Origin of the sequence: Halorubrum sp. FL23, from assembly GCF_052439115.2 — an archaeon.
Classification (GTDB): Archaea; Halobacteriota; Halobacteria; order Halobacteriales; family Haloferacaceae; genus Halorubrum; species Halorubrum persicum.
The window spans coordinates 107,323-121,128 of sequence record NZ_JBQVRO020000008.1; the positions used below are offsets into that span (position 1 = coordinate 107,323).

The following is a 13,806-nucleotide window of genomic DNA, read 5'->3' on the forward strand; positions in this document are numbered from 1 at the left end:
GCCGTCCGGAAACGGGGGCCGGGGGCTCACGCATACGACTCCACCTCCGCGTCCAGCAGCGCCGCCGCCGCCGCGAGCGACTCCCGCTCGTCGGCGAGCGACCCGGCGTCGGCCTCGATCCCCGCCTCGGCGGTCGCGAGCTCGTCGGCGACCGCGTCGGGGGCGGGTCCGCCGGCGGAGTCGCGGCTCGCGACGCTGGCGGCCGGATCGAGCGCGGACTCCACGTCGTCGCGGCTCACGTGCGTCGAGAGGGGCTCGCCCGTCACGTTTCGAGTGGCCTCGTCAACTTTTGCGGCTGCGGCCGCGGGCGAGTCGTCGTCGGAGACGCTCTCGGCGGCGGTCGCGACGATCTCGTGGGCGGTCCGGAACGGCATACCGCCCATCGCGAGCAGGTCGGCGACGCCGGTCGCCGTCGAGAACCCCTCGCCGGCCGCGTCCGCGAGGGTCGTCTCGTCCCAGCCGGCGGTCGCGACCGCGCCCGCGGCGACTTCGGTCGCCTCGCGCACGTCGTCGACGATCTCGAACACGCTCGCGTGGGCGCGCTGGAGGTCGCGGTTGTACGCGCGGGGGAGCCCCTTGAGGAGGCTCAGCGTCCCCGTCGCCTCGCCGATCGCGTCGCCGGCGACGCCGCGAGTCAGCTCCAGCGTGTCGGGGTTCTTCTTCTGGGGCATGATCGAGGAGGTCGAGGAGTACGCGTCCGACAGCTCCACGAACCCCTTGTTGGAGAAGAGGATGAGGTCCTCCGCGAGCCCCGACAGCGTCGTCGCGAGCGTCGCGCACGCGGTCGCGCCCTCCGCGAGGAAGTCGCGCGCCGACGCCGCGTCCGTCGAGTTCCGGACCGTCCCGCCGAAGCCGAGCAGCTCGGCGGTCCGATCGCGGTCGACGTCGAACGGCGTCCCCGCGAACGCGGCCGCACCGAGCGGCGACCGGTTGACCCGGTCGTACGCGTCGAGCAGGCGCTCGGTGTCGCGGGCGACCCCGCTCTCGTAGGAGAGCAGGTAGTGCGCGACCGTCGTCGGCTGGGCCGGCTGGAGGTGCGTGTAGCCGGGCATCGTGGTCTCGGTGTGCTCGCTCGCCGCGTCGACGAGCGCCTCGCGGAGCGTCACCGTCGCCTCGGCCGCCGCGAGCAGGTCCTCGCGCAGGCGGTACCGGATACAGGTCGCCACCTCGTCGTTGCGCGAGCGGGCGGTGTGCATCCGTCCGCCGTCGGGGCCGATCCGGTCGATGACCGCCGTCTCGATCGCCTCGTGAACGTCCTCGCCGTCGGGGAGGGCGTCGTGGCCCGCGGACTCCACGTCGCCGAGGGCGGCGAGTATCTCCCCGGCGGTCTCGTCGTCGACGATCCCCTGCTCGGCGAGCATCACCGTGTGCGCGCGATCGACCGCGAGGTCGGCCTCGAAGATCGCCGCGTCGGCGGCGAGGCTCGACAGGAACTCGCGGGCGGGACCGCCGCTGAAGCGGTTGCGGCGGACGGCCGTTCCGCTCGTCGCGTCGGACGCGTCCGCGTCGTCGGCCACCGGGTGGGGATCGTCGTCGGTCATCTACTTCTCGTCCGTCTCGCCGGAGCCGTCCGTCGCCAGTTCGGGCTTCGACACCGACTGCTTCACGTCGTTGGCGAGGCGCTCCTGCAGCCCGTGGTACTTCGCGACGCCCGTGGCGTCCTCCTGCGCGATGCCGGCCACGTCCTCGGTGTTGAACGAGGCCATCTCCTCGGAGTAGACCGCGTACTCGGAGTCGCGGGCGACGACGCGGCAGTTGCCGCCGGAGACCTTCACGGTCGCGGTGCCGGTCACCACGTCCTGCGTCTCGTCGATGAACGCGTCGAGCGCGTCGACGACCGGGGCGAAGACGAGTCCCTGGTACGCCTTCTCCGACCACTCCTGCTCGATCCCCTTCTTGAAGGAGCGCTCGTTCTTGGTGAGGACGAGGTCCTCGAGCGCCTGGTGGGCCGTCAGGAGGACGGTGGCCGCCGGGTGCTCGTAGTTCTCGCGCACCTTCAGCCCGAGCATGCGGTCCTCCATCACGTCGGTGCGGCCGATGCCGTAGCCGCCGGCGTACTCGTTGAGGTGCTGGATGAGCGGGACCGGGTCCATCGCCTCGCCGTCGACGGCGACGGGGACGCCCTCCTCGAACGCCACTTCGATCGTGGTCTCGCCCTCCGGCTCCGCGGTCCACTCGTAGATGTCCTCCGGCGGCTCGTAGTTCGGGTCCTCCAGCTTGCCGCCCTCGACCGCGCGCGACCAGATGTTCTCGTCGATGGACCAGACGCCGCCGTCGCCGGCCTCGACGGGCAGGTCCTTCTCCGCGGCGTAGTCGATCTCCCACTCGCGGGTGAGGCCGAGCTCACGCACGGGGGCGATCACTTCGAGGTCGGAGCCGCGCCAGACGGCCTCGAACCGGAGCTGGTCGTTCCCCTTCCCCGTGCAGCCGTGTGCGATGGCGTCGCAGCCCTCCTCCTCGGCGACGCCGAGGATCGCCTCGGCGATGACGGGGCGCGCGAGCGCGGTGCCGAGCGGGTACCCCTGATACGTCGCGTTCGCCTTCACCGCGTCGTAACACAGGTCCGCGAACTCCGCTTTCGCGTCGACGACGTGGATGTCGAGGCCGAGCGCCTCCGCGGTCTCCTCGGCCTCGTCGAACTCCTCGGTCGGCTGCCCGACGTCGACGTTGACGCCGATGACTTCGTCGTAGCCGTACTCCTCTTTCAACAGCGGCACGCAGACTGTCGTGTCGAGTCCCCCACTGAACGCGAGTGCAACGGTTGCCATTACCGGAGTAGAGTAGCCCATATCCCTTAAATTCATCGCTTTAGATGTTGTAAACAAATGACGGCGCAGGCGCTAACCGACGACGTAGCTGTCACTCTCCGGAACGGAGCGGCGCGAACGCGACGAGGGAGGAAGGTTACTGGCCCGAAGGGGCCGGTCGTCGCGCCGCGCCGGAAGCCGGTCGCGGCGGTCGGACGCCTCGTCGCGGTCGCGGGGCTCGTCGGCCTCGGCCGAGGGCGGCGTCGAGACGAGCCTCCGCGATCATCGTCCGTAACTATCTGATCTCCGGTATAAAAGCGTTCCGCACTTGGTGACCGATCGCAACGTTTGCCGGTCGGCGGCGTCGGCTACAGCGCCTCCCGGTACGCCGCCAGCGTTTCCGCGACATCCTCCTCGGTGTGCGCGTACGACGTGAACTGGCACTCGAACTGGTTGGCGGTGAGGAACACGCCCTGGTCTTTCATCTCCTGCCAGAAGACGCGCTCCCATCGGTCGGTGGCGGCGTCGGCGACGTCGGCGCCGGTCTTCGGGCAGCCGTCGTAGCGGTCGCAGTCGGGGTCCTGCCGACAGCCGCCGGCGCAGCAGGCGGTCGGGTCGTCGGGCGCCTCGCGGGTGAAGACCGTCTTGAACATCGAATCGGTGCCGACGACGGTGTACTCGGGCGCGCGCTCCGCGCAGATCTCGGCGATTCCCTCGCGGAGCTTCCGCCCGAGGCGGTTGACGTGTTCGTACACGTCGTTTTCGGCGGCGTACTCCAGCCCGGCCTTCCCGGCGGCCATCGTCACCGGGTGGCCGGAGAACGTGCCGGACTGGAACACGTCGCCCGCGGGGGTGAACTCCTCGATGATCTCGGCTTTCCCGCCGATGGCGCCGACCGGGAAGCCGCCGCCGATGATCTTGCCGAACGTCGTCACGTCGGGCGTGACGCCGAACTTCGACTGCGCGCAGCCGAGCCCGCCCACGCGGAAGCCGGTGATCACCTCGTCGAAGATCAACAGCGAGCCGTGGTCGTCACAGAGGTCACGGAGCGTCTCGTGATAGCCGTCGATCGGCGTCACGATCCCCATATTTGCGAGGATCGGTTCGACGAGGACGGCCGCGACGTCGTCGCCGTGCTCGGCGAACACCTCCTTGGCGGCCTGCGGGTCGTTGAACGGGATCGGGAGGGTGTGTTCGGCGAACTCGTCGGGGATCCCCTTCGTCGAGGGGTGATGGTCGTCGGGGGACCCCTCGACGAGCGTCGACTCCTGGGCGCCGTGGTAGCCGCCCTGCATGACGACGATCTTGTCGCGGTCGGTGTGGCCGCGCGCGAGTCGCACCGCCGAGACGGTGGCCTCGGTCCCCGAGTTGACGAACCGGATCGACTCCACGCTCGGGACGTGCCGCGCCACGAACTCGGCGTGTTCGACCTCGATCTCGGTCGGGGCGCCGTACATCGGGCCCGCGGCGACGTGGGACTGGATCGCCGCCTCGACCGGCTCCGGGAGGTCGTGGCCGTAGAGGAGGGGGCCGTACCCCATCACCCAGTCGACGTACCGGTTGCCGTCGGCGTCGATCACGTGGCCGCCGTCCCCGCGCTCGACGAAGAACGGGTGCGGCATCGTCGCTCGGACGGAAGAGTTGACGCCGCCGGGCATGACCGACAGGGCGCGGTCGTACAGCCCGCGAGAGCGCTCGTGGTTCATGTCCCGGCGTTCGGTCGGCGGGGTGAAAGTTGTTGCCGAACCGGGCAACGAGAAGCGATCGGAACGCGGGGGCGCGTCGCGACCGCGAGCGGTGCCACCGCCGGGTGACGCAGCGTCGCGCAAAAGTCGGCAGCCGAAAGTCGCCGGGTCCGCCGTCGTTTCAGCGTCGGTCCGCGTCGAAACCGTCGGTCCGGCTTACACCGCCTCCGGACCGGTCGTTCCCGTGCGGACCTGCAGCGCGTCCTCCACGGGCATGATGAACACCTTGCCGTCGCCGGGCTCCCCGGTCTTCGCGGCGTCGGCGATCGCGTCCGCCACCTCGTCCGCCGGGATATCCGCGACGACCACCTCGATCTTCACCTTCTGGTGGAGGTCAACCGTGAACTCCTCGCCGCGCCACTGGCCCGTCTTCGCGGGCTGGCTGCCGCGGCCGGAGACGTTCGTCACCGTGAGCGATGGCGCGTTGATCTCCGCGAGCGCCTGCTTGATGGCCCCGAGCTTGTCGGGGCGGACGACCGCCGTAACCATCTTGATCCCCGTGCCGGCCTCCACGCCGCCGTCGGCACGCGGGGAGTCGTCGGTGGTGTCGATGACGGAGGGGCCGCCGTCGGTCGCGACGCGGTCGCCACCGAACTCGGGGTAGGTCTCGACGCCGTGTTCGGAGATGTCGAGACCCTCCTGTTCGTGTTCCTGCGTGACGCGTGCCTCACCGCTCAGCTTGAGGGCGTACCAGACGGCCGCGGTCGCAGTGAGCGTCCAGCCGCCGATGATGACGACCCCGGTCAGCTGGGCGATGAAGTGCGCCCCGACGCCGGCGGTGAGGGTGCCCGGCGCGGCGACGAAGGGGAACAGCAGCGTCCCCAGGACGCCCGCGCTGCCGTGGACCGGGAACACCGCACAGACGTCGTCGATCTTGAGCGTGTCCGAGACGAACTCGAAGACGATGGGGAGCTGCGCGCCGGCGAGCCCGCCGACGACCAGGGCCCCCCACCACGCCGTGGTGTCCGGGATCGCGGTGATACCGACCAGCCCGGCGAGCAGGCCGTTGGCGACGTAGAGCGTGTCGACCTTGCCGGTCTTCAGCCACACGACGAGGGCGGCGCCGATCCCGCCGGCCGCCATCGCGATGGTCGTCCCCATCGCGACGAGGTTGAGCGTCAGCGTGTTGAACACGCCGCCGCTGACGATCGAGGCCGTACCCACGTTGAAGCCGTACCAGCCGAACGCCAGAACGAGCGTCCCGAGGACGGCGAAGGTCAGCGAGTGACCGGGGATGACGTTCGTCGAGCCGTCCTCGGCGTAGCGGTCCATCCGCGGCCCGAGGACGGCCGCTGCCGTGAGACCAGCGATGCCGCCCATCCCGTGGACGATCATCCCGCCCGCGAAGTCGTGGAAGGCGGTACCGGTCAGCTGCGCGACGAGTCCGTCGCCGGAGGCCGACCAAGTGAACGCGATGACCATCGGGTAGATGACGGCGGCGAGCAGGAACGTGTAGGTCACGTACGCGCGGAGCTTCGCGCGGCCGGCGACCGCGCCGGAGACGATCGTCGCGGCCGTCATGGCGAAGACGGCGCCGTACAGCCAGTTGACGTACGGGCCGATCGCGCCGGCGTCGACCGCGAGTTCACCGCCGGAAAACAGCGACCCGGCGGCCGAGACGGGCCCGCCGGAGCCGCTCATCACGCTGGTGAACGCCGTTCCGATCAGGAAAAACACCGTCACCCCGACACTCCACGTCAGGAGGTTCTTCGTCAGCTGGTTGGCGACGTTCTTCGAGCGGACCTGCCCGGCTTCGAGCATGGCGAAGCCCGCGTGCATGAAGAAGATGAGGAACGTCACGACGAGGATCCACGTCCCGTTCATCGCGGACGCGAACGTGCTCGGGTCGACGGTCGCGAGTACGTCGGCCGTCACGCCTCGACCACCCCGAGTGAACGTTTGTTCGTCATACGGCTCGTTTCGTCCGTGTTCATGTTCTGAATCACGTTTCCACAGGGAGTAATGAGGATATATAAACGTTCTAGTTGAGTTTCACAAGAAATACATTTGATGATACAGAAGGTGTTCAATATAAGGTCAGATCAATGTTGTATAAGGACATATTCTTCAGCAGACAGTAGCAATATTTGCGACGAAAGCGGACGGGTGTTGTGTTATCTGAGCGTCAAAAGTTGCCGGAACGGGCGGTTTCGGGCCGCAAAACGCCGGGCGCGGCGTCTGGTGGAAATACTTGCCACCCGGAAAATCGCCGGAGACGACCGATCCGACCTGAATCACCCGCTATCGGGCGTATCAGGCGGTCCTGCGAGAAAATGACGTTTGTCAACCGATCTGTCTGTCGGCGTCCGATCCGGGGACTCCATTCCTACAGCGTCGCGTGTTCCACGTGCGTTCGCCGCAAAATCCGTCCGAAGTGGGCTGCCGGTCAACCGGACCGGCCGGCGGACGCAGCGATCGGTCTGCGAGCGTTCGGCCGCTACTCCGGCTTCAGCCCCTCACCCTGCACGCGCATCACGGCCTCGCCGTCGGCGAGGTTGGGCGCGTCGACGAGGCGGACGATCCGCTTGTCACCCTTCGACTTGCGGAGGTAGATCCGGAACGTGGACGCGTGCCCGAGGATGTTTCCGCCGATCGCCTGCGTCGGGTCGCCGAAGTAGGAGTCGGGGTTGGAGGCGACCTGATTCGTGACGAGGATGGCGGTGTTGAACAGGTCGCCGATCCGCATCAGGTCGTGGAGGTGTTTGTTGAGCTTCTGCTGTCGCTCCGCGAGTTCGCCGCGGCCGACGTACTCCGCGCGGAAGTGGGCGGTCAGCGAGTCCACGCAGACGATCCGGATCGGCCACTCGCCTTCCTCGTGCTCGCCGGCGAGCTCTTTGGCCTTCTCCGCCAGCAGGATCTGGTGGTTGGAGTTGAACGCCTTGGCGACGTGGATCTGGTCCAAGAAGGCCTCGACCAGTTCCTCCATCGCCTCCTCGTCGCTCGGCGTACCCTCGATCTCGCGGCGCTCCATCTCCTCGGCGAGGATCTCGTCGTCGAGCCCGCGGACCATGTCGTCGATCCGCTCCGGGCGGAACGTGTCCTCGGTGTCGACGAAGATGCAGCCGCCGTCGAGCCCGCCGTTCTCCGGCAGGAGCTGGACGTTGACCGCCATCTGGTGGGTCACCTGCGACTTCCCGGACCCGAACTCGCCGTACACCTCGGTGATCGACTGCGTCTCGATCCCGCCGCCGAGCAGATCGTCGACCTCGTCGATCTGCCACGAGAGCTTCCCGATCTCCTGCCGGCGCTCCAGCACGGTCGCGCCCGTCTCGAAGCCGCCGACGTCGGCGGCGTCGCGGGCGGCGTTGATGATGTCTGCGGCCGAAGATTCACCGATGTCGGCGGTGTTCGACATCTCGCCGGGGCTCGCGACGGCGATCGACTGGTAGCTCTCGAACCCGTTCTCGACGAGCTTGTCTGCGGTGGCGGGGCCGACTCCGGGGAGGTCCTCGAGTTCGTCTTCTGGCATGTACTCCACTCTTGTTCGCCACCCCGTATAAAGACTGGTTTACACCCGAGTGAAAGTGAAAATCGGGCGGGAACAGCGCTCAGGACTGGCTCGGCATCGCACGTAAGGCTCCGGGGGAGGTGACAGTTCATCGTCGCGGCGGAACTGATCGGGGTTCGCCGCTCGACCGTCGGCAGGTGCTCGCCGATCGGTGAGCGTCGCTCTCGCCTCGGCCGACCGCCTCAGAACCCGACGCGGCGGACGTACGCCAGATCGCGGATCTCCACGAGCAGGTCGCCGGAGAGGTCGGCGTCGGTGATGACGTACAGCTTCGGGTCGTCGGTGAACTCCGGGTCCTCGCTGAGGACCTGGCGGATCGAGACGTCGTGGTCGGCGAGGATACCGGTCACTTCGGCGACGATTCCGGCCTCGTCGGCCGCCGCGACCTCGATCGTGAGGACCGTGAGATCGAGGACGGGGGCCAAGTCCATCAGGCTCGGCACCGACGAGATGTTGGTGAAGATGCGTTTCAGCTCCGGGTCGGCCAGTATCGCGTCGGTCGTCGAATCCACGACGCGCCGATCGACGTCGAGCTCGCGCGCGATACCGGTGTACGGGATCTCGATCCCGCCGGAGACGACTCGGCCCTCCTCGTTGACCGAGAAGCCGCGCTCCAAGAACAGCCGGATCACCGCCTGTTGGCTGGGCGATCCCTCGAACTTCTCGAGGATCTCGTCGAACATTCGTCTCCGGCTGGTCGCCGCGAACGGTTAAAACACCCGGGGGAGCCCTCAGACCACCGGGGAAACGGCGCGACGATCGCAGAGTTACGGTGTCTCGGTATCAGCCAGACAGCCCCGCGTACGTGCCTCCGAGCACGACTCCGTACGCGAGGTGACCGAGGGCGCTCAGCGCGCTCACGTTGGGCAGGGGCGGGTTCGCGGGCGAACCGACCGCCGAGAGCCAGATCGGCATCACGATCACGGCGAGGGCTATCCAGACGGCGATCCCGTAGGCCGCACCGACGCCGAGAGACTTCGCGGCGTTCCCGCCGATCGAGGGCCTCAGACCGACGAGCGCGGCGAAGCCGACGCCGAGAACCGCTCCGTGTGACATGTGGATCACCCAGCCGACGAACGGCGCCGCGGGCGGGGCAAGGCCGTACATCGACGGGATCACGATCGCCAACAGCGGGTTCGGAATGGCGTACGTCATCACGAGTCCGAAGACGACGCTGCCGGTGAGCCCTCCGACGACGCCCGCCTTCCAACTTCCCGTCCCGGTCGATACGTCGGTCGTCGCGGTCGCGGTTTCAGTCGCCATAGCGGTTCGGAGGTCGGGTGAGTACCGGTAATATATGCTGGTAACGTGTGTCTCGGATGCACATTCCCCGAACGTATATAAACATTGAAACTAGCGAGTGTGAAATGTTCCGAGTCCGACGCGAGCCGATCAGTTCCGCCGCGGCACCCCACCCCTTTTAGCCGATGGCGACGAACTTCGTCCCGTGTCAGAGTCGCCGCATCTTCGGTTCTTCCCGTACGAGGAGCCGTACCCGAACCAGCGCGAGGCGATGGACAGGGTCGCCAACGCGCTGGACCGCGGGCAGGACGTGCTGTTCGAGGGGGCGCCGGGGACGGGGAAGACCCTCTCCGCGCTCGTGCCCGCCTTGGAGCACGCCCGGGAACACGACCGCACGGTCGTGATCACGACCAACGTCCACCAGCAGATGCGGCAGTTCGTCGAGGACGCCCGCGCGATCACCCGCGAGGAGCCAATCCGCGCCGTCGTTTTCAAGGGGAAGTCGTCGATGTGCCACATCGACGTCGACTATCAGGAGTGTCAGACCCTCCGGGACACCACCCGCGAGCTGGTGGAGACGGAGAGCGAGGTCCGCGAGCTGGAGACGCGCCAGCGCGAGCTGCTGGCCGAGAGCCGCGAGGGCGACGCGGGGGCCGCCGAGGCTCGCGAGTCGGTGATGGAGGAGCTCGACGAGCTGGAAGAAGCGATCGATGAGTACGAGACCGCGAACGTCTGTGCCCACTACCGGAACAACCTGGTCCAGGACACCGACGAGTTCTTCGGGTGGCTGTTCGAGGACGTCCGCACCCCCGAGGACGTGTACGCGTACGCGGACGAGCGCGAGCTGTGCGGCTACGAGCTGTTGAAGGAGGGGATGGAGGGCGTCGATCTGGTGGTGTGCAACTACCACCACCTGCTCGACCCGAACATCCGCGAGCAGTTCTTCCGGTGGATCGACCGCGACCCCGCCGAGATAATCACCGTCTTCGACGAGGCCCACAACGTCGAGGACGCCGCCCGCGACCACGCCACCCGCACCCTCACCGAGAACACGCTCGACGCCGCCCTCGACGAGCTCGCTGACAGCGACGACTCCCGCGCCGAGGCGGCCGAGAACGTCGTACGGGCCTTCCGCGACGCTCTCGTGGAGACTCGCGACGACGCGCTCGGCGTCGGGCAGCGCGAGTCGGTCGGCGAGAACTGGGAAGACCTGTCGATCGCCAACGACGACCGCCGCGACGACCTGACGCTCGCGTTCCTCCGCAACTACGAGGGGAAGGGGATCGACACGGAGACCGAGCTCGCCGTCCAGCTCGGGCAAGCGCTCGACGAGGAGTACGAGCGCCGCTACCGCGACGGCGAGACCACGACCCGCACGGAGTGTCAGACCCTGCAGGTCGCCCGGTTCGTCTCGACGTGGATGGAGGAGGGGACCGAACTGGGGCAGTATCCGGTGGTCTCCGTGCGCCGCGACGGCGCCACCGACGAGGTGTACGGCCGCGCGGAGCTGTACACCTGCATCCCTCGCCGCGTCACCGAGGCGCTGTTCGACGAGGTCGCCGCGTCGGTGCTGATGAGCGCGACGCTCCGCCCCTTCGACGTCACCAAGGACGTGCTCGGGCTGGAGGACGTGGCGGCGCTGGCGTACGAGATGGGATACCCCGAGGAGAACCGCCGGACGTTCGCGGTCGATACGCCCCCGCTGTTCGCCTCCGAGCGCAACGACCCGGAGACGCAGGAGACGGTGTCAGCGCTGCTGCGCGACGCGATCCGCTTCACGCCGGGGAACACGCTCGCCTTCTTCCCCTCGTACGCCGAGGCCGAGCGGTACTACGAGCGGCTCGCGGGCACCGGCCTCGGAAGCCGCTACCTCGACGGCCCGGGTGAAGACGAGGAGGAGCTTCGCCGGCGGTTCGTCGAGAGCGACGACGCGACCCTCTTCACCTCGCTGTGGGGAACGCTCGCCGAGGGCGTGAGCTTCGACGGCGACGACGCCCGGACGGCGGTGGTGGTCGGGGTCCCGTACCCGCACCTGTCGGACCGGATGGAGGCGGTGCAGGACGCCTACGACCGGGCGTTCGCCGACCGCGACCGCGCCCGGGACCCCGGCTGGGCGTACGCGGTCGAGATCCCGACGATCCGCAAGACTCGACAGGCGCTCGGGCGGGTCGTCCGCGGTCCCGACGACTTCGGCGTCCGGATCCTCGCGGACCGCCGGTACACGTCCGCGGACATGGGGAAGTACTCGGTCCGCGGCGCGTTCCCGCCGGAGGAGCGCGCGGAGCTGCTCGACATCGATCCGGCGAAGCTGAAGTTCGCGATGCTGAACTTCTACGGCGACCACGACGCGTACGAGGGAGTTCCCCCGGAGCCGTGACGCGTCATCCCGGCATCGTCGCGAACAGCAGCGTGAGGCTAAATAACACGATCGCGAGTAGCGTCGTGATCACGGCGTGGATCACGGTCATCCCGACAGTGAGTCGACGGGGTTGGTCGTAGCTCCACGCGAACATGGTGGCGTCAAAAAGGAGCGCGACGAGAACGATCAGGGCCTCCGGCAGTGCGTACGTGACGCCGACGATCGCGGTGACCGCGGGGAGGGGACCGACGTAGAGCGCGCGGCGCGGGTCCACGTCGCCGAGGACGTTCCGCGCCGCGAGGTGGGCGGTCACGGAGAGAAACAACGCGAGCGCGACGGTCGTCCCCAGCACCGTGATCGGCGTCACCGTCTGGAGGAGCATAGGTGGCCTACGAGGTGACGGGTAAAAGTGGTCGCGGAATCGGAACGAGCGCGGCGGCCGTCAGGCGAGGAGCCCGAGCCCGTCGAGCTCCTCGACGATCACGTCGACGGCGGCCGCGGCGTCGTCGGGGCTCGTCCCGCCGGTGACGACGAGCTTTCCGCTGCCGAACAGAAGCGCCACGACGTCGGGGTCGTCGATCCGGTAGACGAGTCCGGGGAACTGCTCCGGCTCGTACTCGATGTGTTCCAAGCCGAGCCCGATCGCGATCGCGTTGAGGTTGAGGCTCTCGCCGAGGTCGGCGGAGGTGACGATGTTCTGGACCGTGATCTCCGGGTCCTCGATGGGAATCTGGAGCTTGCGGAGCTCGTCGAACACCAGATCGAGGCTCTCGTGGACGGCGTCGATGGAGTTTGCGCCCGTACAGACGATCTTCCCCGACCGGAAGATCAGCGCGGCCGACTTCGGGTCCGTGGTGCGGTAGACGAGTCCAGGGAACTGCTCCGGGTCGTAGTCGGCGCCTTCGAGGTCCATCGCGACGCTCTGGAGATCGAGCTCCTGCCCGATCCCCGTGGAGGCAACGACGTTCTCTATTGTGATCGTCTCCTTCGGATCGGCCATTCTACCTCGATACACAGTTGAAGCACCTAAAAAGGTGGCTGGTCGGAACCGCTATCCTCTTGCGACCGGCGGTCCGACTCGGCGGCGTGTACTGGCTCGAACTCGCCGGCGAGGAAGACGCGTTCGCCGCCCGCGAGGCCGCCGTCGCGGCGACGGGCGTCGAACTGCTCGCGCCGGGGATCGCGCGCGCCGGAAGCGTCGGCGGGGAGGGCGGGAGCGACAGCGCCGGGGGTCCGGTCCGACGGCTCGCGTACACCCGCGCCGCCCACGGAGCGATCGCACGGACCGACGCCGATATCGACGCCGCCGCGGCCGCCCTCGACGCGGCGCCGATCGACCGGTCGGGCACGGTCGCGGTCCGCGCGCGCAACGTCCGGAACAGCACCGATATCTCGACGAGCGCCGCAGAACGCGAGTTGGGCGGTGTCCTCGTCGACCGCGGGTTCGACGTCGACCTCGACGATCCCGACCACGTCCTGCGCGCGCTGTTCGCGGCGGGGGAGCGCGACGAGCACGAGTCGGTGCCCGGCGCGGACGGCGGCGACGCCGCGGTCTGCGCGCTCGGGTGGGTCGCCGTCGAGGCCGCCCGCGACTTCGCGCCCAAGCCGACCGAACGACCGTTCTTCCAGCCGGGGAGCATGGCGCCGGCCGACGCCCGCGCGTACGCCAACCTCGCCGGGGCGGCGCCGGGGCGGAGCGTCCTCGACCCGATGTGCGGAACCGGGGGACTCCCCCTCGAAGCCGGGCTCGTCGGGAGCGACATCGTCGCCTGCGACGCCCAAGCGAAGATGGTCCGCGGGACGCGTGAGAACCTCCGAGCGTACGTGGGCGAGGCCGGGAGCGACGACCCCGACTGGCACGTCGCCCGCGGCGACGCCACCGACCTCCCCCTGCGCGACGACGCGGTCGACGGGGTCGCGTTCGACGCCCCGTACGGTCGCCAGTCGAAGATCGCCCGACACGAGCTCGCGGACCTCGTGGGAGGTGCGCTCGCGGAGGCCGCCCGGGTCGCGCCGCGCGCCGTCGTGGTCGCCGACCGCGACTGGCGGCGCGAGGCGCGGGAGGCCGGCTGGACGGTCGACGCCGTCTTCGAGCGCCGGGTTCACCGGTCGCTCACGCGGCACGTCCTCGTGCTCGACCGGGAGTGACCCGGAACGGCGGTCGCGTCGTCGACCGCCGATCCCACCGTCCCGAGAGTGAACGAC

At 68.7% G+C, this 13,806-nt stretch carries 11 protein-coding genes; 2 read left to right on the forward strand and 9 right to left on the reverse strand.

What is annotated here, in order from left to right; genetic code table 11:
* Positions 1–26 precede the first annotated feature (26 nt).
* The 7 genes from argH to ACT4MF_RS11585 all read right to left on the reverse strand — a co-directional run bounded on the left by argH (position 27) and on the right by ACT4MF_RS11585 (position 9,263).
* The gene (argH, locus tag ACT4MF_RS11555; RefSeq protein ID WP_099256855.1) at positions 27–1,541 is read right to left on the reverse strand and encodes an argininosuccinate lyase; all 1,515 of its coding nucleotides are present in this window, start codon (positions 1,539–1,541) and stop codon (positions 27–29) included.
* Positions 1,542–2,768 carry an argininosuccinate synthase gene (locus ACT4MF_RS11560; RefSeq protein WP_444682712.1) on the reverse strand — a complete coding sequence of 409 codons (1,227 nt, stop codon included), beginning with the start codon at positions 2,766–2,768 and terminating at the stop codon, positions 1,542–1,544.
* Positions 2,769–3,115: 347 nt separating this feature from the next.
* A complete protein-coding gene (gene hemL / locus ACT4MF_RS11565) occupies positions 3,116–4,453 on the reverse strand; it encodes a glutamate-1-semialdehyde 2,1-aminomutase (RefSeq protein WP_099256853.1) in 1,338 nt (445 codons plus the stop codon).
* A gap of 195 nt (positions 4,454–4,648) precedes the next feature.
* Positions 4,649–6,367: an ammonium transporter gene (locus ACT4MF_RS11570; RefSeq protein ID WP_444682713.1), complete on the reverse strand. Its 1,719-nt coding sequence runs from the start codon at positions 6,365–6,367 to the stop codon at positions 4,649–4,651.
* Positions 6,368–6,929: 562 nt separating this feature from the next.
* Positions 6,930–7,961, reverse strand: a complete 1,032-nt coding sequence (gene radA, locus ACT4MF_RS11575; protein WP_099256852.1) for a DNA repair and recombination protein RadA — start codon at positions 7,959–7,961, stop codon at positions 6,930–6,932.
* Positions 7,962–8,182: 221 nt separating this feature from the next.
* Positions 8,183–8,683 carry a TrpY family transcription regulator gene (trpY, locus tag ACT4MF_RS11580; protein ID WP_008847308.1) on the reverse strand — a complete coding sequence of 167 codons (501 nt, stop codon included), beginning with the start codon at positions 8,681–8,683 and terminating at the stop codon, positions 8,183–8,185.
* Positions 8,684–8,783: 100 nt separating this feature from the next.
* The gene (locus ACT4MF_RS11585; RefSeq protein WP_099256851.1) at positions 8,784–9,263 is read right to left on the reverse strand and encodes a histidine kinase; all 480 of its coding nucleotides are present in this window, start codon (positions 9,261–9,263) and stop codon (positions 8,784–8,786) included.
* Between the two features lie 184 nt (positions 9,264–9,447).
* Here ACT4MF_RS11585 and ACT4MF_RS11590 point away from each other — a divergent pair, with 184 nt between their 5' ends.
* Positions 9,448–11,619, forward strand: coding sequence for an ATP-dependent DNA helicase (locus ACT4MF_RS11590; RefSeq protein WP_444682714.1), 2,172 nt, complete (start codon positions 9,448–9,450; stop codon positions 11,617–11,619).
* Between the two features lie 4 nt (positions 11,620–11,623).
* Here the strand turns inward: ACT4MF_RS11590 and ACT4MF_RS11595 are convergent, their stop codons facing one another.
* Together ACT4MF_RS11595 and ACT4MF_RS11600 are read right to left on the reverse strand one after the other, a co-directional pair.
* Positions 11,624–11,983, reverse strand: coding sequence for a DUF7473 family protein (locus tag ACT4MF_RS11595; RefSeq protein WP_444682715.1), 360 nt, complete (start codon positions 11,981–11,983; stop codon positions 11,624–11,626).
* A 60-nt stretch (positions 11,984–12,043) separates the two neighbouring features.
* A complete protein-coding gene (locus ACT4MF_RS11600) occupies positions 12,044–12,601 on the reverse strand; it encodes a TATA-box-binding protein (protein ID WP_099256849.1) in 558 nt (185 codons plus the stop codon).
* Positions 12,602–12,687: 86 nt separating this feature from the next.
* Here ACT4MF_RS11600 and ACT4MF_RS11605 point away from each other — a divergent pair, with 86 nt between their 5' ends.
* On the forward strand, positions 12,688–13,749 hold the full coding sequence (locus ACT4MF_RS11605) for a THUMP domain-containing protein (protein ID WP_444682716.1): 1,062 nt from the start codon (positions 12,688–12,690) through the stop codon (positions 13,747–13,749).
* Positions 13,750–13,806: the final 57 nt, after the last annotated feature.

Bases quoted from the DNA above. Each gene is read 5' to 3' on its own strand.
- ACT4MF_RS11595 (WP_444682715.1), bottom strand. From the start codon at position 11,983: ATGCTCCTCCAGACGGTGACGCCGATCACGGTGCTGGGGACGACCGTC.
- argH (WP_099256855.1), bottom strand. From the start codon at position 1,541: ATGACCGACGACGATCCCCACCCGGTGGCCGACGACGCGGACGCGTCC.
- ACT4MF_RS11585 (WP_099256851.1), bottom strand. From the start codon at position 9,263: ATGGCGACTGAAACCGCGACCGCGACGACCGACGTATCGACCGGGACG.
- hemL (WP_099256853.1), bottom strand. From the start codon at position 4,453: ATGAACCACGAGCGCTCTCGCGGGCTGTACGACCGCGCCCTGTCGGTC.
- radA (WP_099256852.1), bottom strand. From the start codon at position 7,961: ATGCCAGAAGACGAACTCGAGGACCTCCCCGGAGTCGGCCCCGCCACC.
- ACT4MF_RS11560 (WP_444682712.1), bottom strand. From the start codon at position 2,768: ATGGCAACCGTTGCACTCGCGTTCAGTGGGGGACTCGACACGACAGTC.
- ACT4MF_RS11600 (WP_099256849.1), bottom strand. From the start codon at position 12,601: ATGGCCGATCCGAAGGAGACGATCACAATAGAGAACGTCGTTGCCTCC.
- trpY (WP_008847308.1), bottom strand. From the start codon at position 8,683: ATGTTCGACGAGATCCTCGAGAAGTTCGAGGGATCGCCCAGCCAACAG.